The 22,848-nt window shown below is 38.0% G+C and carries 23 protein-coding genes and 1 pseudogene; 14 read left to right on the forward strand and 10 right to left on the reverse strand.

Annotated elements, in window-relative coordinates; all coding sequences use genetic code 11:
• A pseudogene (locus WA1_RS61180) lies at positions 1-306 on the reverse strand (IS4 family transposase); the annotation flags it as partial.
• A gap of 430 nt (positions 307-736) precedes the next feature.
• Between WA1_RS61180 and WA1_RS50610 the strand changes: the two are divergent.
• Complete coding sequence (locus WA1_RS50610; RefSeq protein ID WP_017740743.1) at positions 737-946, forward strand: hypothetical protein; 210 nt, start codon at positions 737-739, stop codon at positions 944-946.
• 657 nt (positions 947-1,603) lie between these two features.
• Positions 1,604-1,810 carry a hypothetical protein gene (locus WA1_RS50615; RefSeq protein ID WP_017740744.1) on the forward strand — a complete coding sequence of 69 codons (207 nt, stop codon included), beginning with the start codon at positions 1,604-1,606 and terminating at the stop codon, positions 1,808-1,810.
• Positions 1,811-1,826: 16 nt separating this feature from the next.
• Here the strand turns inward: WA1_RS50615 and WA1_RS50620 are convergent, their stop codons facing one another.
• The gene (locus tag WA1_RS50620) at positions 1,827-3,035 is read right to left on the reverse strand and encodes a hypothetical protein (protein WP_017740745.1); all 1,209 of its coding nucleotides are present in this window, start codon (positions 3,033-3,035) and stop codon (positions 1,827-1,829) included.
• A gap of 167 nt (positions 3,036-3,202) precedes the next feature.
• On the opposite strand from WA1_RS50620, the gene WA1_RS50625 reads away from it, so the two are divergent.
• From WA1_RS50625 to WA1_RS50640, 4 genes are all read left to right on the forward strand, one after another.
• Entirely contained in the window at positions 3,203-3,439 is a 237-nt protein-coding gene (locus WA1_RS50625) for a hypothetical protein (RefSeq protein WP_017740746.1), read from the forward strand.
• Positions 3,440-4,074: 635 nt separating this feature from the next.
• Positions 4,075-5,031 (forward strand): DNA polymerase III subunit delta, encoded by a 957-nt coding sequence (gene holA / locus WA1_RS50630; protein ID WP_017740748.1) that lies wholly within the window; start codon positions 4,075-4,077, stop codon positions 5,029-5,031.
• Entirely contained in the window at positions 5,028-5,867 is an 840-nt protein-coding gene (locus tag WA1_RS50635) for an AAA family ATPase (protein WP_017740749.1), read from the forward strand. The genes holA and WA1_RS50635 overlap by 4 nt, the downstream gene beginning before the upstream one ends.
• Positions 5,868-5,946: 79 nt before the next feature.
• Positions 5,947-6,627, forward strand: a complete 681-nt coding sequence (locus WA1_RS50640; protein WP_017740750.1) for a hypothetical protein — start codon at positions 5,947-5,949, stop codon at positions 6,625-6,627.
• Here the strand turns inward: WA1_RS50640 and WA1_RS50645 are convergent, their stop codons facing one another.
• A complete protein-coding gene (locus WA1_RS50645; RefSeq protein WP_017740751.1) occupies positions 6,628-7,317 on the reverse strand; it encodes a hypothetical protein in 690 nt (229 codons plus the stop codon).
• Positions 7,318-7,348: 31 nt separating this feature from the next.
• Positions 7,349-8,587 carry a hypothetical protein gene (locus WA1_RS50650; protein ID WP_017740752.1) on the reverse strand — a complete coding sequence of 413 codons (1,239 nt, stop codon included), beginning with the start codon at positions 8,585-8,587 and terminating at the stop codon, positions 7,349-7,351.
• Positions 8,588-9,043: 456 nt separating this feature from the next.
• Between WA1_RS50650 and ssb the strand changes: the two genes are divergently transcribed.
• On the forward strand, positions 9,044-9,433 hold the full coding sequence (ssb, locus tag WA1_RS50655; protein ID WP_017740753.1) for a single-stranded DNA-binding protein: 390 nt from the start codon (positions 9,044-9,046) through the stop codon (positions 9,431-9,433).
• 76 nt (positions 9,434-9,509) lie between these two features.
• A complete protein-coding gene (locus tag WA1_RS50660; RefSeq protein ID WP_017740754.1) occupies positions 9,510-9,926 on the forward strand; it encodes a hypothetical protein in 417 nt (138 codons plus the stop codon).
• A gap of 490 nt (positions 9,927-10,416) precedes the next feature.
• Here WA1_RS50660 and WA1_RS50665 read toward each other — a convergent pair whose 3' ends face one another.
• The 6 genes from WA1_RS50665 to WA1_RS50690 all read right to left on the reverse strand — a co-directional run bounded on the left by WA1_RS50665 (position 10,417) and on the right by WA1_RS50690 (position 17,172).
• Complete coding sequence (locus WA1_RS50665) at positions 10,417-12,348, reverse strand: TnsD family Tn7-like transposition protein (protein WP_017740755.1); 1,932 nt, start codon at positions 12,346-12,348, stop codon at positions 10,417-10,419.
• Complete coding sequence (locus WA1_RS59145) at positions 12,345-12,842, reverse strand: hypothetical protein (RefSeq protein WP_017740756.1); 498 nt, start codon at positions 12,840-12,842, stop codon at positions 12,345-12,347. The genes WA1_RS50665 and WA1_RS59145 overlap by 4 nt, the downstream gene beginning before the upstream one ends.
• Positions 12,843-12,902: 60 nt before the next feature.
• Entirely contained in the window at positions 12,903-13,922 is a 1,020-nt protein-coding gene (locus WA1_RS59150) for an ATP-binding protein (RefSeq protein WP_017740757.1), read from the reverse strand.
• On the reverse strand, positions 13,909-14,682 hold the full coding sequence (locus WA1_RS50680; RefSeq protein WP_026134390.1) for a Mu transposase C-terminal domain-containing protein: 774 nt from the start codon (positions 14,680-14,682) through the stop codon (positions 13,909-13,911). Before WA1_RS50680 ends, WA1_RS59150 begins: the two co-directional genes overlap by 14 nt.
• Before the next feature lie 64 nt (positions 14,683-14,746).
• Positions 14,747-16,306 carry a DDE-type integrase/transposase/recombinase gene (locus tag WA1_RS50685; RefSeq protein WP_026134391.1) on the reverse strand — a complete coding sequence of 520 codons (1,560 nt, stop codon included), beginning with the start codon at positions 16,304-16,306 and terminating at the stop codon, positions 14,747-14,749.
• Positions 16,307-16,362: 56 nt separating this feature from the next.
• The gene (locus WA1_RS50690; protein ID WP_017740758.1) at positions 16,363-17,172 is read right to left on the reverse strand and encodes a heteromeric transposase endonuclease subunit TnsA; all 810 of its coding nucleotides are present in this window, start codon (positions 17,170-17,172) and stop codon (positions 16,363-16,365) included.
• 744 nt (positions 17,173-17,916) lie between these two features.
• Between WA1_RS50690 and WA1_RS50695 the strand changes: the two genes are divergently transcribed.
• The 6 genes from WA1_RS50695 (at position 17,917) to WA1_RS50720 (ending at position 22,684) form a co-directional block, all read left to right on the forward strand.
• Positions 17,917-18,681, forward strand: coding sequence for a ParA family protein (locus WA1_RS50695; RefSeq protein ID WP_148663092.1), 765 nt, complete (start codon positions 17,917-17,919; stop codon positions 18,679-18,681).
• Positions 18,678-19,598 carry a ParB/RepB/Spo0J family partition protein gene (locus tag WA1_RS50700; protein ID WP_017740760.1) on the forward strand — a complete coding sequence of 307 codons (921 nt, stop codon included), beginning with the start codon at positions 18,678-18,680 and terminating at the stop codon, positions 19,596-19,598. The genes WA1_RS50695 and WA1_RS50700 overlap by 4 nt, the downstream gene beginning before the upstream one ends.
• A gap of 190 nt (positions 19,599-19,788) precedes the next feature.
• Complete coding sequence (locus WA1_RS50705; RefSeq protein ID WP_017740761.1) at positions 19,789-20,925, forward strand: ParB/RepB/Spo0J family partition protein; 1,137 nt, start codon at positions 19,789-19,791, stop codon at positions 20,923-20,925.
• A gap of 261 nt (positions 20,926-21,186) precedes the next feature.
• Entirely contained in the window at positions 21,187-21,459 is a 273-nt protein-coding gene (locus WA1_RS50710; RefSeq protein ID WP_017740762.1) for a hypothetical protein, read from the forward strand.
• Positions 21,460-21,761: 302 nt separating this feature from the next.
• Complete coding sequence (locus tag WA1_RS50715) at positions 21,762-22,130, forward strand: hypothetical protein (RefSeq protein WP_017740763.1); 369 nt, start codon at positions 21,762-21,764, stop codon at positions 22,128-22,130.
• A 116-nt stretch (positions 22,131-22,246) separates the two neighbouring features.
• Positions 22,247-22,684 carry a hypothetical protein gene (locus WA1_RS50720; RefSeq protein WP_017740764.1) on the forward strand — a complete coding sequence of 146 codons (438 nt, stop codon included), beginning with the start codon at positions 22,247-22,249 and terminating at the stop codon, positions 22,682-22,684.
• Positions 22,685-22,848 lie beyond the last annotated feature (164 nt).

Below are 22,848 nucleotides of genomic sequence, written 5' to 3' on the forward strand. Positions count from 1 at the left end.
ATGACTTTTCGCGTTCTTTTAATCGATGACTACATAAATCATTTTGTCAGATTGAAAATATGTTGACAACCATGTGGTAACAATCGGAAACCAAATTTTTTCAATTGTTAAGAATGGTAATGATAAAAATCTTTGTAATTTTTTTCGTCTGCTTTCAAATAAAATAGGGATTGGGAGATTTGTTGCTAACGCTTCTAAACTAACTTTTTTAATTGACTGTATAACATTAATTAAAATTGTTAGCAGTAAGTATTCGGTTGGGCTAAATTGACTTTTTAAGTGTATTTGGTAAAATGAAGGTATCATTGTCATTAGATAGGTCTTGTTGACAAAGGTAGACCTATCTTTTTTTACCACAAATTGCTGCACACTTGAACTCATAAGCTTTTCAGGCTATTTTGTCGCCCCTTCAGGTGCTGCACTATCTAGAAAGTTTAGACTCCATTCGCAAGTTTAAGGAAATACAAGAGACATGAGATAACAACCATCGGCTACGATAACATGACCTGAATGTTATCATATGCTTTGCCTCAAAACTTAGTTCTCTCACAGTTTCATATCATGTTAGACCGCGTTACATCCAGCTATTGCCGAATGTTCAGCAAAAAATCCAATACCACACGCTAGGTTTAAATATCTACTTAGCTTAAGACTTTATTTTTTAATTGTCAATCGTCCTGATGTGGTTCCTAACGCTGTGAAATCAGTTAATGATGTCTAAAGAATTAATTTCAAAATGTCTACTTTTGAAAGCTTAAAAAAAGAACTTGAGGAACTACGAAACCAAGGACATTGTACTCATCCATTGGTTGAAAGCATGGTAGAGCAATATAGCCAGAAGGTTGATGAAGCTGATCGGCTATTTCGACAAAAACAAGCTTTTGAGGCAAGCCAACGGAATTCTCAAAATCCTGCTTCTCATCAAAATCTGACAGTATATATTTAAGTTTTAACGTAACTTCTGAGTAGACATCTCTGAAGTAGTAATGTTTTGTGGTAAAAGAATATATTAGTGAATTGACAGCGAATGACACATTTAATTATTGGTTATCCTTGTTAAGGGAACTGCTGCCGCATAGCTTAATTGAACAACGCAAACACCTGTAAAAAGCACTGAGAGCGGAACAACTGTGAGTTAAGAAAAAGCCATCATTCGGAAGGCATTGGCAGCACGATTGACTTCTGGGCGAGTTTGAGAATTTTTGAATTTTCCACTAGTTAATTCATAGTTTCTTTCATTCGTAGCGGGTGGCGATTGCCAACCATGGGGCTGCTTCTAAGAAACAGAAATGTTTCTTTACATTTATTCAGAATGCGCTCACATTCCTCAAACGCTTTTATCACTACAGTGAGAGAAAAATACTATCCTTACCCTCAACCTTAGACATAATCATGAATTATACGCTCGCCTCCCAATTTTGTCATTTCAATTGTCTTGTTACGAAAGTACCAACAAACAGGGATTTGAGATTATTCTCTGTAGAAAGTGATAGAAGAGGGATATTTACATAAATTTATTTAACTGTACCTAGCTACTACCGATCCGGATTTTGACTCTAAAACAGGAACAAGTAAATGACAACATAAATTTCAAGAACTGAACATGGCTGCCTTCGAAGAGTTCAAGAAAGAACTTGATGAATTGTGGAGCCAGGGGCATCTTCCCGAAGCGAAGTATCAAGAAATGCAAAGAAAACATTTGAAACCATATAATCAGCTTGGGGGGCAAGCTGATGAAGTATTTCTGGATTTGCAAAAAACTCAAGATGAGTTTCGCCGATACAAGCAGAGTCATGATAATTATGATTAGCTAATTAAATCAATATTCAGTAATCTGGAAATCTATCAAGGAGATAATCTATGCAAGCTTTGAGTTGAACGGTAGCTTCAATAGACAAACGTTTTGGTATTCGTTTCGTTTTAATATAGCTAAATGCTGCTTTATAGATATCGATAGAAAAGGAGCCAAGACTGTCTGGTTCATCCAATATATTATTTCTTCCCATTATGAGACAATGGGAGATGCGTGCCAAGTATTGTGTAATTTTCCAGTACAGGTCTTCTCGTGATTCTACCGATGTAGAATTTTCTATATCAGGATACTTTGCTAATGCAGCATCACCGGATCTTTTGGCTAATTTTTCTCTATTCGTATCTAGCCATTCAGCTGCTTCTTTGCCAGCTTCTAAAGCCTTTTCAAACTTTTTGATAACTTCTAATACTCTCTCTGATGACTCCACTTTATGTTTAATTTCTGTCTTTTCTAATTCTAGAAAATGTATTATATCATTTGTCTTATTATTGCCTAATTTACGTAACTCTTCTATCTCGTCTTCCAATGATTGCTGCGCCTCATGAACGATTTTTCTCGCCTGATCAGCCAAAAGTGATAGTCGAGAACTCATACTTATTAAAGCTAAAACTTGCTCCTTAAAATAGTTGAATTCCTCTTCATGCTTTTTTAAAATTTTTCCAGTTCTACGCCTTCTCTCAAAAACCCTAAAACCTAACTTAATCCATTCTATGGATTTTGAATCTAACGCTAGTAAATTTAGTTGTTCTAGAATAAATTCTACTTGAAAGTCATTAGTAGCAACATTTTCATATTTTCTAAAATTCTCTTCTAAATCCTTAGATTTCTTTGGTCTACTGCTTTCCCATGCTTCATCAAACTGTTGAAGATTTTTTTCCTTATCTTTTGACCATAGTGTTAGCGTAAAATGCCAGTTCTCAGACCCCTTAGTTGTGGTGCGGTTATCCTTCAAAATTTTTAAGAAATCCTTCAGCAAATTTAGCGCTTCTCGGATCTGCGGTTTGGTTAACTCACCAGGATAGTTGTCTTTGAGTGTCAAAAAGTTCAAAGTTACCAAAGTTGTGCGAACAATCAGGTTTGGGTTAGCACTGTCTTCGTTGTTCCAGTGGTGCTCCATTTTAAAGCTACTGTCCTCAAATTCCCCATTAACAAAACGAAGCAACGCCTCTAACAGACGCTTCACTCGTGCTTTCACCTGAGGACCATACGTCAGTTTCGCCATTCGGGTCTGGAAAGTTAACTAAGAAGTTTAGGGTTACCCCAAATTTTGGATACCACCTCAAATCCATTTAATCCGCATTCTAAGGCATTTTTTAACCAATGTGGGGGGATTTGCTTTAGCTTACTACCTTTAAAGGACGCTGTAGATGTGATTTCTGAGATGGAAATATGAAAACACAGCGTCAAGATATGCTCAGCAAAACCATTGCCTTGTTTTTGGTACTGCAAATGTTTTTAATTGGTTTACAAGGAACAAAACGTATTAATCAAGGGGATGCCACTATTGAGGTATTAATCTGTGTGCTCAACCAGTATATAGTTTTACTGCAGAAAGCTCGTAGCTTGAAGGAGCAAGAAGATAGAAGCAACCTAAAGAAGGAAAAAATCAACGGTAAAAACGGTTAAGATACTGTGGGTAGCTCACCTTAAAAGGTGCTACCCACCTCATAGATGCTAAGAAAATAGCGCTCTTTTATTACTCTCGTCAGATTAAATTTGACACTCTATCTTTACGTTAGTCCCTACAAGCGGACTTTGTTTGTATAACCGCGACTTTCAGTTGCCTCAATTATTCTCTCTCCAGCGTTAAGTTAGCACCTAATGATACGATGACGCGAACCGCCCACCTTTGGCGATCGCGTTAAGTGATTGTTTCATGGTGCGACGGCTTCCCTCAGCACAAGATTACTGTATAGTGATTATACAATTACGTAATAACCATGAAAGTGATAGTGAAAAGCGTACAGAACAGAATTTTTCAAAAATTCCAATTTTGATAGCTGTAAGTAGTCGTGCAAAATAAATTATCTAATTGGGAGAGAGAACTCTGAACGGGTAACAGTCAACAGTGCTGGATTACAGCGATTTTAGCTGCTTTACAAAATGTATAAATATTTATCCATAAGTACTTATACTTTCTAGTGGTACTTAGTAAGTTATAGTGCGATACGGCTTTTGCCTATAGCTTCGCTTATCGCCTACCTTTTCACAACCACCACTAACAACTAACGCCTGATAATTGGAAATTTATCAAAATTATCATGCCAGTATACTTGTATTACGGTGAGGACACCTACTCGCTCAATCAAAAAGTTGACCAGTTGATTAATCAAAATATTCCTTCTGATTGGAAAACTTTTAACTATGTCAGATTCTTTGAAAAAGAGAAAAATCTCGCTGCCAAAGTTTTTACTGAGGTTATGACTCTCCCCTTTGGGGAAGGCTGCAAGATTGTTCATGTAGATAGCGACTGCTTTACTGATAGTTTATTGAACGAAAACAATAAAGATTTAGAAGATAAGCTGTCGCAAATACCTACTGACAGCATCCTTTTGATAACTGGCAGTAAAAAGCCAGATTGTCGAAAAGCCGCAGTCAAAATTCTTCTTCAAGAAGCTCAACAAGAAGAATTTCCTCTGGTTCCTAATTGGGATAAACTAGGGATAATTAACTTAATAGGAAAATATGCAGCTACCCATCAAGTTAAGCTGACGCCAGATATTACTGATTACCTTGTAGAGGCGATTGGCAGTAATACTGCACGCGCTGATAGCGAATTTGCTAAACTTGCTATCTATGCCAATGGAAAAACTATTTTACTCAAGGAAATCACTCAATTAGTTAGTAATAATAACACGGATTATTCAACGCTTGCGATCGCCATGTTAAGAAACCGTGCCAACATAGCAATAACGCAAGTTTTCAAGCTAACAGCTACTAACGAACATCCACTCAAAATAGTTGCAACCCTCACGTCAATTTTCCGTACCTGGTTAATAACTAAAGCTGGGGTAGAAGCCAAATTAAACGATGCGAAAACAGCAGAACTTGCCGATTTGAAAAACCCTAAAAGGCTGTACTACCTCAAGGATGAAGTCAAGTATGTTGCATTAGAAAAACTTAAACGCAGCGTACTAATACTCGCACAACTTGAAACCGAACTTAAAAGCGGAACTGATAACCTCACCAGTCGAATTGTTGAAATCTGCAACACATGAAAACTAACCCATTCGCAAACATTACCGGACAGCATACTGCCAAAACCCTTCTTACTCAAGCACTCAAACAAAACAAAATAACAAGTGCATATCTGTTTACCAGCCCAATGAAGGGAGTTGGAAAGGGTAAAACAGCACAGGCGTTTGCCCAAGCGGTTGTCGGGGAAAACCATCAGGATATTTTGTTCGTGGAACCTACATATCTTAAGAACTCACAAGCTACAGGTAGCCTTAGCATTCGGGTAGAACAGGTCAGCGAAATTACCGAATTTCTTTCAACCCTTGGTTTGGGAAGTCGCAAGGTAGTCATTATCAATGATGCTGAGCATCTCAACTCCACTGCTGCCAATAAACTCCTCAAGACGCTGGAAGAACCCAAAACAGGAACATTCATTCTTACCTCGTCCCAACCGCAAAAGTTACTACCTACTATCACCAGTAGGTGCCAGATAGTACCTTTTACAAGATTAACTGACGAGGAAGTTGTATCTGTGCTCCAAAAACAACAAATCCAGTTAACACAGGAGTTACTAGCTATTAGTTCGGGCAGCCCCGGCCAAGCAATTATCAATCAATGTATGTTTTCAAATATATCCTCATCAGTCATGAAGCAATTGGAAAAACCTCCTGAAAACATAGTAGATGCTCTGGGCTTAAGTAACTGCATCTCAGATTGGGGTTGCGAAGCGCAGTTGTGGTTGCTTAACTACCTGCAACATGACTGGTGGAAAAAGTTTAAAGACACCCAGTTGCTAGCCAAATTTACTCAAGCAAGACAACAACTCTCATATCACGTTACCCCTAGAAGCGTTTGGGACAACCTGCTTCTGCCCTAATCAATACCACAAATAAACAACAATCGCTGCCAGTAAGAATTCTCTGACTGGCAGTATTTATTTACACCAAAAAGTTAACATGAGAGAACAATTTAGCTTATTTGATATCAAAAAAACCATTCGCAATAGCACTCATACGAAGACCAGCGAAATTCTAAGCCCCAGTTGCAGAAAAATTCTACAGCTATTAACCGAACAAGGACTAAATAAAACTGTGACAGCTAGCCTACTCGAATTAGCAGGAACCGACACTAAAATTGTAAGGTACATCGCTGGACCAATTATCACTCAACAAAACGGCTGGCAGCAGTCAGTTCCAAATTGGGTATGGCGTGCGATCGCAATTGATAGACTTAGTATTGCGTTGGATGAGATAGACAAAGGTGAAGTAGGAACACTAGCTTCTAGTAGTGAAGTTTTAGCACTCATGATGCCAATCACCTTTGAAGTTCCCCTCTCAGCAGCATATACAGACGTATATCTCTGGGCAAGTTATGATGCGCTTACTAGACATAAACCTTACAAAGAATATGATTATGAGAAAATTTGGCAGAATATTGGTACAGACCCAATCGATTACCAGAAAATTCAACTCGATTATGACGAATTAGCTGCTGACATTCGTTCGCGTGTAGTCAAATATGTAGCAGAGGAAGGATGGGGCAAAAGGTCATCTGGGACGAATAAACAAACAACCGATAAAATTCAAATCAATCAGACTAGAGAAAATACAATTGAGCAACTGTCGCTGTTCAGTTAACTAGTTATCATCGGTCTTCTGTTTGGACTTTTCCAGACTGCGTTCAAAATCTCTCTTCTCATCTTTAGTGAGAGGAGGTAATTCTTCCCGATAGTAAAAATTCCTTAGTTTAGAACACTGCTCGGTGTAAACTCTCCGAGCCGAATCACTCGCTCCTAAATCCTGGCGCAACAGCAATTTGAATGACTTTTCGCGTTCTTTTAATTCTTTAAGAGCAGTAAGGGCTTCTGACGATATGGCATTATTTTCGTAGTTGGAAACCAGTTCCTCGTTCTGGTAAATATTTAGTTTATTACCAGCAGGTTGAGTTAGCGCACGCTGGGTTTGGTACCCTCGCCACAAACCTGGTTTCTCACGCTGGAAAGATTCAATCTCGACTTCACCAAGTTTGTTGGGAGTGCCGCGACGCACATAGAGATAACACGCGCGATCGGCAGTAACTGTCAAACCAACTTTTACCCCGTTACCATCAAAATAAAACGAGTCAATTAAGTCGTTTTCTGAGTCGGTATCTTCCAACTTTTCTTCATTAGGTAAACCGTTTGGTAAAGCTTGACTGAGAGATGAATTATCTGGGTAAGATGATACAGATGGAGTAGGAGCAGATGGTTCGGCAGAAACACTATCTTGCTTGTTAGATGAACAACCGAATAATAGGAACAAAAGCCCTAAGATTAAATACTTTTTCATAACTCAAATTAAGATTTATTCAAACCAAATCTCAAGCTAAAACTGTACCTTTTTCACCTAACCTACCTGCTTGATAAAAGTCGCGCAAGTTAGGAAAAGCCTCAGTCAAGAGCCAATTTCGACCAACTTCTGATTCAGGAATATTAGAAGCAGCCATATAGTAACCACTTCTATAAGCAGCTACACCCAAGCAGGCTTGCAAGCTAGATATTACTCGCGAAGAAGCTGGAATAGCCATCAAATCTTCCAAATGGCTGGGATGGTAATTTTCTCCTGCTAGCAAGAAATAAACCAAGGTATGTACCAATTGGGATAGAGTATCTGTTCTATCTGAAAAACGAGTGAGATAGAACTTGATGCGGAAATAACCAGGTGGTATTGAATCTTCAATATATTCATCAGAAGATTCGAGTGCAGATAACTCTTTTTCAGATAAAACCAAATCGCTTTGACTACTAGCAAAAAACGAGCTAGCACCAAAATAAGATTTTAGATAAACGAGTGTTTTTCCCCAACGTTCGCTACCTCTAGTTTGAGGAGAAAAAGCAGCTTCTGCATATTCAGAACCATACTTTTCTTGCAGCTGTACAATCACTTTTTGGTTGATATTAAAGCGCCAGTTAGCAGGAGCAAAAAAGTCTTTTAATGTTTCTTTTAACCAATCTCTTGGATAATCATTCACATCGGGGTCATCGTCTTGAAAATCATGATGGTAAGTATCAATTAAAAAATTTTCTAGTTCGATTTCTAAATCTTCTTTTCTGTCAACTGGCAGTAATGATTTAGCTTCTTCTAGGGATAGGGGAAAATCCATATAGGGACAACCCCTCGTCATTTCAGAATCACCTAGTTGCGATAAAGCCTCATAGGCGATCGCACGCGCAAAATATTCGTTTTGGGAATGGATATATACCCCATCTAGTTCCTTATCCACAAGCATCATATTAATTGCCAGCAGCGCGTACAACGAGGCATCATGCAAACAAGTCGGTAAGTCAGAAGCTGTATCTAGTAGCTTTTGTTGTAAAACCTCTAGCCAAATACCCATCCTTACAGTGTTAGAAACATCTCGAAAATGTTCAATATCTTCTTCAGCATCAGTATTTTCTAACCAAGTTGAATTCTCGACTCGTAAGGGTGATGAGTATCCAGGAGAAAGCGATAACTGGTTATCTTCATCGGACTGTATCCACATTAGAGCCAAAAGAACTAACTTACAAATACTCGTTCGCTTAAAAAGAAGATATTCAGCAAGAGAGTAATCAGACATAAATAATATTTGTATTAGTTAAACAATTAACATTTATAGCCCTACCACCTTAACACAGAGAAATTTATCATTTCTGAGTAAAAACCACGATTTAATTTAAACAATTCTTGAAGAGAATCCAGAAGCCAGAATTCAGAATTTAGAATTTCCTCATGAATAAATATGGCTGACGCCACGCTGCGCGAACAGGGGATTCAGCAAAGTATAAAGTTTTATTTTCTCCACGGATAAATCTGGAGAGAAGTTGACTTATAAAGCTGACGGGCAAACTACGTTCAGCATTTGACTCAATAAGGGCATCCAGACTCACAAAATTCATGCTGAATTCTGGCTCCTGTTCGCGAAGCGTGCCGGAGGCATATTCTGAATTCTTTCTTGATAAAAGTCATAAATTTTTGAAATCCTAATGCTAACGCAGCAATAGGAAGTAATCGTATAAGTATTGTGGTTAATGCAATGGAATACATCAACAAAGTCATGCTAGTTGGTCGTGCTGGACAAGAACCTGAACTGAAATATTTTGAGTCAGGTGCAGTCAAAGCTTCAATCTCAATTGCAGTCAGACCTCCCTACAAGAACGACAAAGCGTTATGGTTTGACCTTGTAGCATGGGGAAACCAAGCAGAAGTGATTGGTAACTACGTCCGTACAGGAACTCAAATTGCGATAATCGGCGAGTTAGGGTTCGATAGGTGGGCGGACAAAAATTCTGGCACTATGCGTCAAAAACCTGTAATTACTATCAACGCTATCGAGTTACTAGGTTCACCCCGTAGGGAAGAATCTACATCAACGAACGGTAGCGAAACCCAAACTGTAGCTACTTTAGCTAACGCAAACTTCTAAAAACAAACCGCCTACGCAATTCTAGTCGTAGGCGAGTTAAAACCAATCGTTTAGTTAAATCAACAAGCACGGGAAAATGATTAATACTACTACAACTATAACTATCAAGTCCATCAACAAAACCCATGATAAAGAAGGTTCGCTCATCACGTTCGGAATTGCTGAATTTAACACTCGTTCGCGATCGGGTGTAGTTGCTGACGAAATTCCCTACCGCTCTAAGGGTGCGACCGCCGTAATTATCGACGAACGTGGAGAAGGGACATATGGCACAGCAGAAGGATATATCGACTTGATGGTTGATAATAAAGGCGACTATAAGGAAAAGATTGCTACCTTAGTCATCAGAAACTTTGTATCATCACAACAGAAGAGCGAAACAGTCCAAACCAACAACTCGAACATACCCGAAACGCCCGATTTCGCGAAAGAACTACTTGAAGAGAATATTAGTTCCAATAATGAAGAGTTGGATGAAAAACCACCCTTCTAAAATGGGGATTTAACAAAAAAGAATTCAGGAGTCAGGAGTCAGGAGTCAGAATAGAGTTTGTAGCTCGTAGGGGATGTAAATGGCTGCTTTGAATTCCCCACGATTGCTTCTGAGTTCTGCATTCTTCTTTAAAGTGCTAGTTCGGGATAAATATCTCAACTGGCACTTTATTTTTTGTGTTTTTTTTTAAAATATGCATCAAAGTTTGGTAGAATCACGCTATCAGAACTAAAAATCGCTTCATTTATAACCACAATTTTTTTTGACTGTACGCGGGGAATTAGGTTCTTAACTGGAAATACTTGAAACCTTTACTTTATCGTCATCATTATTTTGTAAAGTTATTTAAGTTTCTCAAAGAGCAAGTCCTGTTTCAATACTTGTATTTGAAAGCACAAGGAATTGGGTTTTTAACTGTCACACAGTAAATCTGTTCTAGAAACGGGTTGATTAATACTAATTTTGTAAGAGTGATAGCCTAAACATGAGATTAAGTGTTAACACGTGAGAATATGTCTAAAGCTTTATCAATTTCAGCTTTAACCAGAGGTAGAGCGACAGTAGCAGGTTTTAGGGAAGCGCGTAGCAGCAACTGCACTCTTGTTGGACATATATTTTCTTCTAAAAAACAATTAGTTGCCCACCAAAGACGACGTACAGCATATTCTGGCTGAGTTTCGACTAGTTCATCTAAAGCTTTTACTGTCAGTGGTAGTTTGTCTTGATGATCGCTCAAGAGCTTTCTAATACCAATTTTTTTAGTAATCGCTGTTTTTGTTAGCCATATCGGTCTACCAGTCGAATTTTTTAAACACGATGCGGAAGAGCGAACTGCAATTTCTAGCTCAAGATCGCGATTTGACCAATCAACTCGCGCTACTCCCTTATGCTTAAAAAAACGCTGCGTTGGTGGTAAGTGAGCATTAAGCCATTCGCTATCATTAGCTTGCAACCACCGATATAAAACAACAAATTTATCTTGTAATATAGTTCGGCTAGCTTCTGGATACTTCTCTATTGCTTCTAACCAATGAAGACGATGGTTCTCTTGAGTTGTGGATTTAGTTAGCCTGTAATTCATATTATCATCATTTAGTTGCTGTGAAGATTGAAAAAGTTTTAAATTCAATTCAGACCTGGGAAATGGTAAACCCAACGCTAGGGCGTGAAACTTGACAGTTTGATAAATTACCCCTAACTCGCGTGCAATTTTAGGAATACTAATTGTTGGATCTAGCCAGAGTTTTGTAAGACGCTCTAGCCATAGGTGTCCATAAGAGATAAGACGACCAATTTTATACTTATCCTCTTCACTTTCATCAGGACCACGGCGAGAATATACAAAACCACAAGTACACGAAAAAGTTGCTACAGGTTTTCGCCCACTAAAATACTTAATATGACACTTTTGCACTACAGGCTGTTGATAGTGGTCGCTAGCACGATTTAAGCAGAGCCAGGGACCTTTTCCAAAAAGATAGAACTCACTTGGTAATTGGAAAAAATCAGAGGGACTATAGCCTAAAAACTGTATAAGTAGTAGATGATGTAAGGGATTTTGCGCTTTACTCAAAGGCGAGCGAATAATGTTCATAAGCCAGTTATTGTAACTATTTGAGTCCAAATTACAGTTGATGTCTTGTAAGATTTGAGTTGGATATAAATTGGTGAAAGCATCCATAAGTGCTGAAAAATAAACATATCCTTTATAAGTGGCAAATCCCTGTTTGGATAATAAGTGAAGGTAACGATTACGGAATTCATTTTTTGAGGAGATTAGGTTTCGTTGCGACAATAACCAAGCTATATCACCAGCAATTTTTAGGAATTTTTGATGAGATGGTTCTTGTTGTTTAAGTAGACGTGGCTGAGTTGTTTTAATTACCCTCGAGGCACTTATAAACTCCCAACACGGGCGTTCTTTACGTGCTGATGCTGTACTTTGTTCTAGAAAAACATTATGAATAGGACAAACTTTTACACCTGGTACTTGATGTAAACGATGCCAGTAAGGCTCACCAAATTTTTGTCTATCACTTTCTACACAAAGAGGACAAAACTGTAGCCATTGAGGTGGATGCTGACTGAAAATACCCAAACGCCCGTAGATTTGGGGACTGTGAGAATATTTCATATCAATCCGCACAGAGCTAATTCGCTCTGCTGGACAAAATGGAGCATAAAAAGGTAGTAGTGTATTTTCATCAATTATCTGGTCTTCTGTATATTGATGTCCTGCAGGTAAGTTAGCTACTAAATAACCAAGATTCATTGGTAGATCAACACTAGCAACTTTACTTCTGCTGCCAAATAGTTCTTGATTTGCAGAGCTACTACCAGGGTATGCAGCTATATCTGTGTATCTGGCACAAACACTGTAAAGCAGTTCGTCTGGGTAGGGGTCTGGAAAAAAGATAATCATACTTCCGTTACCTCGTCTACTTCATCCAAATGTTCAGTTGCAGCCAAAATATAACCAGCTTCTTTAAAAGCTTGATAACCTGAGATTCCGCGAGTTTGAGATTTATCTAGTATTTCTAATAAACCCCCTTTTCCTCTAAGGGTTTTAGATTCAAATTGAGATTGTTTTCGATTGTTAATATTTGAAGAATTAGAAATATTTTTATCATCAGTAATCGATTGCTGCATATCAAAATTGGAGATTTGAGATGAAGCCTCTTTGATTTCTTGGTTTTCTACATTTCCATCTAGAAGTTTATTTTGTTCTTCACAGATAAATTTTTCTAGATCGATGGCTAGTACATCCTCACAATTTTTTAAATCTTCCAGATTGCCGGATTTGAGAGCATTTAAAATTTTTCTAGCCGTGCGTAAGCAGTCTTTGGCAACTGATTTAATAATACCTACCGTAATTTTTTCTACACCAGTGGTAATTGCCCTCACTTGCGCCAGCATAAATAATATAATAGCGAAATGCGTAATTCCTTGACATTCGTAGTAAAGAGCATTACTTAATTATTTAGTTAATTTACAAGGGTGTTGGACATACTGGTAAGCCCAAAGCGCTTCAACCAATAATTGCCAATCCTCGTCATCAGGTTGCATTCTGTCCCAAACAAAATCTCCTTGTCCTGTACCACGACGAATTTGGCGAAATTCACTCCCTAAAATTGACCAAGCCTTATAAGTCCCTACCAAAACAACTGGTATACCAATTGTATTAATTAACTGACCGAAAAAATCTAGCATTTTTTCATAGCCTCCAATATTTAACTTTGTGAGTCTTTGAATCTCGTCAATTACAAGGACACCTAGATGAATATTGGAGGCGGCTAAAGCCATGTAAGGCATCATTTCATTGACTGTCCTCCGACCATTTCCGCCGTATTTTTCATAATAATTAGTTGATAAAATATCATCCAAGGCTTGAAAAAAATTGAGGCATAACCCCTTGATTGAACCATCAGCAGGACATTCTAATATCAGCCAGACTAGTTGTGTTAATGTCAAATTTTGACCGCCATAACGATTATGATAAATCACTTGTGGATAAAGATTTAAAATCTCCTGAACGGCGGTAGACTTACCAACCCCACTGATGCCCAGTATCGTAAAACCTGTAGCAAGAGAACGCTGACCGAAACTAGTTTTTTTTGCAGACCGCATCGTTTCTACTTTCCCTTTAACATCTTGCCAAAACATCTTATTAACTGGATTACGAGCTTTATATCCTATGCGAATCATGCGGGAAAAACGCTGTTCTAAATCAAGATGAAAGTTCATAGGGACAAATATATCCAGTACAACCTGGGTCAGATGTAAACGCAGATGGGATGGGAAATTCCGCTCTTTTTCATTAAAGGATGGATAAAATTCTAAACTATCTATCACTTCATCTTCTGTTTTAATTAAAGGTAATGCCTCAATACACGGATTCCCACTATAAATAGATATTTCTTCGTGATAAGATGCTTCTACTTTCTCACCTCTAAAAACTAAGATGCGTTTATCTTGTTGCTTTTTACTGGGTGTCATTGTTTAGTTTTATTTGACGAGATTTCCGTAATTTTTCAGTGGCTTGATGGGGCGCTACATAACCATCATCTAAAGAAAGTGGTTGAACAACTACCTCATAAGGGATACGAAGTGTTGATTGCGAATCAGCCGAGCTTTGCGTTAAGTCCCAAGCTTGTTCTTTCCTTTCAACAGTACGTTCAGCAGAGCGGTGTAAACGCATATCGTTAAGTCTTGAACGTTTACTATGACCATTACTGACTTTTTCTGTCTGGGATGTTTCAAGTTTTAGAATTTCTTGAGCAGTAGCATTGAGTTTTGCTCGCGACTGAATTTTGCGCGTTCTGAGAGCTTGTTTTTTCTCGTTCATTCGTCTGTAATAGTCACAAACCTCTGTCCATTCGCATCCTAAAAACTTATGGTCAATATCTAGCAAGTAGCACTCGACCATTTTTTTACCTGGATGCAAACGGATGTAGATGTTATCAACTACTCTTGGGTCATAAGCAACAGTAATCTTCCAACCGCCTCGATTTTTGGCTTCAACAAACCATTGTTCCCGTACCGCTAAGTCACAGGTATAATGCAGCTTTTTAAAAGAGATACAGTCACGAGTAACAAAAGCTGTTTCTGTTGGTAAAAGATTCATTCGGATGATTTGTGAGTCTTGCCAATGAAGAAAACATTGGTAGTTATTTTTTACTCCCCAATGCCATATATTGACTGGATAAGGCTCAAGTTCATCTTCAATCATGAATTCATTTATTGGATATGAAGCCATAGTATTTCTCCCCAAAAAATCTTACTATCATTGTTAGAACTGGTCTTGAAACTAAACTTAATAACTAAATCAAAAGATTTTCATTATTATGGTCAAGGATAAAAAGAATCATTAATTTTCTAAACGCATCAGTCGTTAAAACTCCATCTAGACGGTAATCTCTCTCGCCTCTTGAGGGTAAATGCTTGACAGAACCAGGCAGCCAGTGGATTATCTCATCATTAAAATAGCGAAAACTTCGTTCAATAATGCCTTTAAAATCTGCTCTATATGGAGGAGTATTATTGATTTCTATACCTAACGAATCTGAAAGATTATTTGCTTTATAACTTTTGAACTCACCTCTATCTGCAATAATCTCTGCTGGCAAATGATGACTTGGCCATTCGTATTCTGTAATTTCAATCCCCCACTTTTTACAAAACTCAACTTTATCTGTTATTGTATTCTCCAAAGCTAACATTGCCCCCAGCCAGTTCGGTGGTTCTAAAGTTACCGCAAATCCAACAATCAGCCTGCTAAAAACATCAATAACCAAGTAAAGAGTTGGTCTACCAATAATCCAGTTCCGATTGATTTTACTGACTAAATATAAATCGGCAATTGTGCAATCTATTTGAAATAAAGCACCAGGTCCAAAAGCCATCTGGGTTGAATTACCTAAAACAGCCCTGTGGACAAGATTGTATTTTATCTGACCTTCACGCGCTATCAGTTTTTTATTCATGTCATAATCTTTTTCATACCAATATTTAAACTGGTCGAAACTTGGTAGTTCTTCTGCTAATAGTAAATTAGGGACTAAAATGCCATCTGATAATTTATAACCTTTATTAAAGAACTTTTCTAGAGTTTTTTGATAAGCTTTTGTTAGAGGCATTTTTTGTCTATTTTCATAAAATAGCTTGATACCTTTCCGAAACTTTTCTCGGATTTCAATAGTAATATTAATCCCTAGCTTTTTCCCTACTGCATATGAAAGGAAACTCGGACGACCTCGTTTAGGATGATGACTAATGGTCAATATTTTGTACGCCAAAGCAAATTCTTTGAAATTCTCGTTACTCCAAAATATGTTTTCTTTTAGAGAGATTAATATTGAGAAAGCATATTTATAAAGAGAGTTTAAAATCTGAGGCAAATATGAAGAAATAGGATTTGACAGTTCTTGACCTCGACGACTATCAAATCTAGGAATCAGAGCATTTTTAATTTGTCCTCCTTGCCAATATCTTCGTAAATCTTTACGGATAGTTGGTTCTGAACGCCCGCAAAGTTCTGACACTTCCTTAATGACTCGACTTCGTTCATGTGGCTCAAAGATTGATGAACCATAATTAATAATTAACGAAACTGCCTTCCAAGCATTGTCTCTATACTGACATTGAATAGTAGACAGTTCGCTATCAGTTATCAGATATTTTGCGTAAAGTTCTGAGTTTAATAAGCTAGCTTGCTCGCCATCTATTGCTGACTCTATTTCTTGAGATCTGTGAATAATTGGTTGAGCCTTTGAATTATTAATATCGATAGTTACTATATAACAATCTAGCCAATCAATATAAATAACTCTGTCTAGTTTATTATCACTGTGCCAACAAATTATTTGGTTAACTGATAGCATACAAATCACCTCAGTTGCGCTCGGTCAGTCTAGTTAGATTAAGCAACCCATGGTCGTTAAAATTGAGTTTTAATAATTACAAGTTTTTTTCTAGAGTGAATTGGTTGATGTAAATCAACTATTAATTCTCGTGTTTGCAACATATTTCTAACAATTGCTAAACTGCTACCTGTTTTCAGACCATATTCGACATCACACCTCGAACAAATGTCAGTTAATGAGTCCTGACTTTGAGTCAAATATTGAATTAAAAGTTTTTTAGCTTGTTTGACTGAGTCTTTTGACAATCCGAGTGCATCCCAATCAACGCCAACACGTATCCATTTAAGATTTTTCACTACTTTTAAAGGAATATCACGTTCAGTTACAATCCCCCAGCTAATATTTCTTCGCTCCCAATATTGACGTTCGATCTCTAACTTCTCTATGGTTCGTTTATCATCCAGTTGATTTTCCGGTTTAACTGTGCGAGCTTGATAGCAAACACCCAGATTTTGTTGAACTTCTATGTAAAAGTCCGTAGTCATCACAATCGGTTCTTTAGTTTTTGGTAAGATTGGGTGAGCTACACCAATGTTTGCTGCAATTTCTAAAGTTTCTGATAATGGTAGCATCGGGTATTGTTCTCTTATATCCGTGACATTTTTTGCCCAATCTAAGATATAAAAATAATGGCTTTCGATTTGACTGAAAAACTCATGTCTTCTCCGCGTTGTGATTCCCAAAATCCTTTTGCTTAAACCAATCGAACTGACATCTTGAATCGTCAGCCACGGTTTATAGTCGGCCCCACGTCCTTGACCTCTACCTTGTTTTAGACGTTTTTCGATAACTGAAGAAGTTGTCGAGTGAGTACTGTCAGCCATTGTATTCGCCTCTCTACAGAACTCTTTCTGAAATTGTCACTTGACAGAAATAGCTGAACTATTAAATATTTAATTTGAGCACCTAGAAGCTCTTTTTATCAAACGGTAATTTCCGGTCTTTTTCCAAATCACACTCATGTATTCTGGAAAAACAAAAACTGACATCCCTCACATTTTTTTCGGAATTCAACACCTAAAAGCTAACCCGGATTTATCACAACGTTTCTCAACGCTTTGTAAAACTTAGATTTCTGCGTTTCACACGCTCACCAAAATCTGACTCCCCAAAAATGCTCAAAATCTATTCTCAGTAAAGATTCCGGTGAATCCAGTCGCTTAACTTGTAAGAAATGTGGGCTAATTTTTCTACTTTGAGCAATGCTTGCTAATTTCTAATTTACAATAAAATCATCAGATTCTAATAGTCACCACTAATAAACTCAAGAAAAATTTATTCTCCGAAGCTAAAATTCATAACATTTGGTAACTAGACTATCCTGTTTGTAACGAATATAAACGTCAAAAATGCCTATCTTTTGTTGAAATTTATCAAACATTATAGGAATTGGTAATAACACGCTTGTGTAATGAAGCTACACTCCGAGATTATAATACTCCCATGCCTTAACGCTTTTCAGAGCTTATGACAGTTACTTAAGAACTACATTACCTACAATAGATCCACATTACCTACTTAAGAACTACATTACCTACTTAAGAACTACATTACCCATGTACATTGACATGACCAAAATAATCGCTACCGTAAATCAGTCGGGCGGCGTGGGAAAAACAAGTTTAACTCATAACTTGGGATACCACCTTAGCCAAAAACACCGGGTACTACTTATAGATATGGACCCACAAGCATCACTGACTGCTTTCATGGGACTAGGGGGAGAAAAACTCACGACGGAGCAGAATATTTATGGTGCCATTACCGAGCGTGCGCCTCTACATATATGGGATAACCCAATTCATGGGATGTATATAATCCCTACCAATAAAGACTTAGCTGGTACCGAGCGAGAGATAATGCAAGACATGACAGTCGATAACCGAATGCGACTAAAACTTGTACTTGACGACATACTTGACCAATTTGACTATATTCTTATCGACTGTCCCCCTTCTTTAGGCTTACTGAGCGTTATGAGCCTCATCGCAGCAACCCATGTCATAATACCTTTACAAACACAATATAAGTGTTACCTCGGTACAAGCGACTTACTAGGAACAATTGCCCGAATCAAAAAAGGAGGGCATCAAAAATTAGAGATTGCCTGTATCGTTCCAACAATGTATGATGGGCGAAATCTACAAGACGCGGGTATCTTGGAGGAGGTAAAAAAACAAGTGCAAGGACGAATACATATCACTACCCCCATTCCCAAATCGACTGCCTTCCCAGATGCAACCCAAGCACACGTACCACTTGCACTTTACAAAAAAAGCCACCCGGCGGTCAAAATACTCCAAGAAATAGCAAACTATATCACTGAATTATGAGCGATCGCACACTAGAAAAAATGTCCGGTTTGGATGATTTATTTGGGGAACCCGAAGCCAACCTTACACCGCAGGCTACCCTACCAATCGAACAGATTGTTCTTCCCGAATCCCAACCCCGGCGCTACTTTGACCAAGAAAAACTTGAATCCCTCGCTAATAGTATTAAGGAAGTAGGACTACTAGAACCAATCGTTGTTAGACCTATTGGAGATGACGCTTACGAACTCATAGCAGGCGAACGACGTCTTAAGGCTTGTAAAATTGCGAAACTAGAAAACATAGCCGTCAACATTATCGAGTGCGATGAAACGAGAGCAAATCACATCCGCTTAATTGAAAACCTCCAGAGGGAAGACCTAAATCCTGTTGAGGAAACCGAGGGCATTCTTGCGCTATTAGCACTTCGCTTATCAATAAGTCAAGACGAAATTGTCAAGCTACTCCAAAAGATGGAGAATGAAGCTAAGGGGAAAATTACCCGTAACGTTACGGGTAGTCCTCAAGCAATGCTTGTTGAAGAGATATTTTCGGCATTAGGACGAATGAAATGGGATTCTTTTGTCCGTAACCGCTTGCCTTTGCTTAGACTTCCTGAAAATATTTTAGTAGCCCTGCGAAGTGGTGAAATCGAATATACCAAAGCTCGAGCAATAGCTCAGGTCAAATCAGACAGCGATCGTGCTACTATACTGGACAAAGCAATCAAGGATAGTCTTTCTCTAGAAGAGATAAAAGCCCTTACCAAAACCTGTCAGGGGGAAATTACCACACCAGAAATTCAATTAAAGTACAAAGAGTTAACCAAAAAATTGGGAGTCTCAAAAGTTTGGGAAAATCCTAAGAAACGGAAGGCTTTAGAAAAATTACTCAACCAAATAGAACAGTTATTAGACGCAGAAACCAGTGCAGACTAAGAATTTGTTAATTAAAACAGAATCCAGAATTCAGAATTCAGAATTCAGAATCAAGAGTATGTGGATTTAGACCCTAACCAATTGTAGACGTCGTGCTAACTGTCGTTATTTAAACCTTTCTACTCATCCGCCAGTCGCACAGAATTCTGAATTCTGGCTCCTGACTCCTGAGTTCTTCTTGTTAATGTTTATGAATCCAAGTAAAAATTCCTCAAATAGCTTTTATGACACGGCTAAAGCTTATATTGAAAGCTCTCAAGCTCTCAATCGTACAATTCATACAGCAATTCATCAGCAAACCGATTCGCTTAGGGCAGTTTTAAAAGTTTTAGAGAATAGCAATAATTCAACGATAATTACTTTCTGTACGCAAACAGACAAAACTCTCAACATCACCAATACAATTCCTATTACCCAAATAAAATTAGCACCATCCCAACCACGACGGTATTTTGACTCTTGTAAACTACAATCGCTTGTAGCTAGTATCAAAGAAGTAGGACTATTAGAACCAATAGTAGTAAGACGTATTGAAGATAACAAATACGAACTAATTGCTGGTGAACGACGGCTCAAGGCTTGTGCGAGCGCAGGTTTAGAAAATATAGCAGTCAATATCATCCAATGTGACGATATCACAGCTAATCGCATTCGTTTGATTGAAAACCTTCAAAGAGAAGACCTTAATGTTTTTGAAGAGACTATAGGTATTCTGGAGTTACTTGCAGCATTGCTCGAAACTAAGCAGTCAGAAATAGTTTCTATTCTTTACCGAATGCAGGACGAAGAAAAGGGCAAAGTCACCCCCGATGTTATGGGGAACTCCAAAAGCCTTACCATAAAGGAGGTATTCTCTAAATTAGGAAAAATAACCTGGCAGTCGTTCGTATCAAATCGACTTCCCGTACTCAAGCTTAAGGATGATATCAAGGAAGTCCTGTCGAGGGGAGAACTGGAATATACCAAAGCTCTGGCAATATCTAAAATCAAGAATGATGAGAAACGGGCTGAAGTATTAAAACAAGCAATTGACGAAAAACTGTCTTTGTCTAAAATTAAGGAGTTGGTAGAAAAGGCTCTACTAGATGAGCCAAAGAAAAAAGAAAAACCCTTACCTTCAAAAGAAGATGTTATCAGTAGATTAAGCCGATTAAACAAAGCTGCTAAAGATAGCGATATTTGGGATAAACCTAAGGAACTTAAAGAATTAGTGAAAGCTCTTACCCAAATAGAAAAACTTTTAGCGGGGACAAGAATCCCTTCCGAAGGGGAAGGTAGTTTAATTGAAGACAATGCTCTAGAATCGCAGCTTGATGAAGAGGAGTAAATAAGTGTTGGAAACGATATAGACTACTCCTGTGCTGTCAGAAGATTACTTGATTAAAAAACCGCAGAGGACGCAGAGGAAAGAAGAGAAGAAGAGTAGTAATCTTCACCGAAGGGAGTAATCTCAGCGATCGCACATTATCAGAAGCGTGAAAATTCTGGTTTTTGCGATTAATTTTTGGTTTATTTTCACTCAACATATGATTAATTAACACTGGCTAACGCCGCAACAGGAGAAATTATAAATAGAGAAACTGTCGATATGAAATTTCACTTTCAAGTTTGCGGTATCTGGATATCCAACGCTTCTGGAAACACCTTTAGACCAGCTATCCAGTTCGTAGATGGAGGATTGCTAATCCGTACCAGCGAATGGTTAGAAACCAAGATTTGTCGCCGAACAGATGGCAGTTGGTACTGGAACAGTAACCATATTGCTTACTGTCTTGGCAAACATATTGAAGGTAATGAAGAAAAAGGATATCCAGATACTTGGGAATATGAAGGCTGGTTAGGAAAACACTACTATCTTTAAAACCACCTCTCATCACTTCTAAAAAATCTACTTCTACAAACCGCGAGCAATTCAACAAGCTGGCGGTTTTTTATTTACTACTTACTCATACTAAGTTGCATTCATAGAGAGAATTTTATCTTTCCCTATCTCTTTCTCTGTGTTCTCTGCGTCTCTGCGGTTTTTTATTCTCTAAACGTAACTTGGTACCAATTGTTATTTATTTTTTCTCTACTCAAACTGACATCCTAATTAGTTAGTAAAAGGCACTTCTGCTGACGCATTTTCCCCCGATAGAAATCTCTTGTATAGAAGATATAATCATGACTGCTAAATCCAAGAAAGTTAGCTTGATTGACGACAGCGCAATGGGCATTTTCCAAATTTCTTCCTACAACCAGCGTAAATTCAAAGCAGTTTATTACGCGTTGCAGGAAACATGGGGACAAACCATTCAAGCTCAGTCCAAAACTAACTGGAATAAAGCCAATTGGGAAGAATTCAAATCTCACTTCTGGGCCACATTTGGTACAGTCGATCATCCCAAATATTCTGTTGAACAAATAGTTGAGTACTCCATCAAGCACTTCAATAAGGGCTTAGAAGAATTACTCGAAGTCAACAAACGCACTTGGGAAAGACGCGAACGGCTCAAACAGGAAGCTCTAAAGGCAGAACCAGAAATTATCTAATCCTAAATTATCAACTCATTCGTATCAGAAATCTCACTCATTCTTGGGTGAGATTTTTTCTTTACAGGGGTTAACACCCCAAATAAATGAAGTAAATAAGCCACATAGGAGAAATTATGGCTACTAAATCTACTAAAACCAAAGTTGTAACCATCGACGATTCAGCAATGGAGCAATTCAAAGTTGAATCATTCGACGTGCGGAAATACAACGCAATTTTCTACTCGATTCGTGACCTCTACGGTAAAGAATCGCAACGACAATTAGGGTCTGACAATTTCGATTGGAAAACCTTCAAAACTCAGTTTGAAATCTGTTTCGGAACTGCTGAAGAACGTCGTTACACCACAGAACAATTGCTAACCTTCGCGCAAACTAAGTTCAACATGGGTTTGTCAGAACTTCTAGCTTACAACCGTAAATCTTGGGAACTCCGCACTCGTCGGGAACAACAGTACGCCGAAATGGAGGAAATTAATGTTAAACCATTTCCAGAACTTACTGATTCTCCTGTTGATGACTCCCAAGTACTGGATGAAATGCCCCACTCATAAACTCTAAAAGAGTCAGTTAGAACGCAACTGTTTCATGCAGTCAAGTTCTAGCTGATATTTTTTTCACTCAACAAACTACATCTACATTGAGGCAAGATAAATAATTCGTGCTGAAAACCAGTTCTATACAGTGGCTTACGCCGTTTTTTGTGAATCAAACATAT

It is taken from the genome of Scytonema hofmannii PCC 7110 (genome assembly GCF_000346485.2).
Lineage (GTDB): Bacteria > Cyanobacteriota > Cyanobacteriia > Cyanobacteriales > Nostocaceae > Scytonema > Scytonema hofmannii.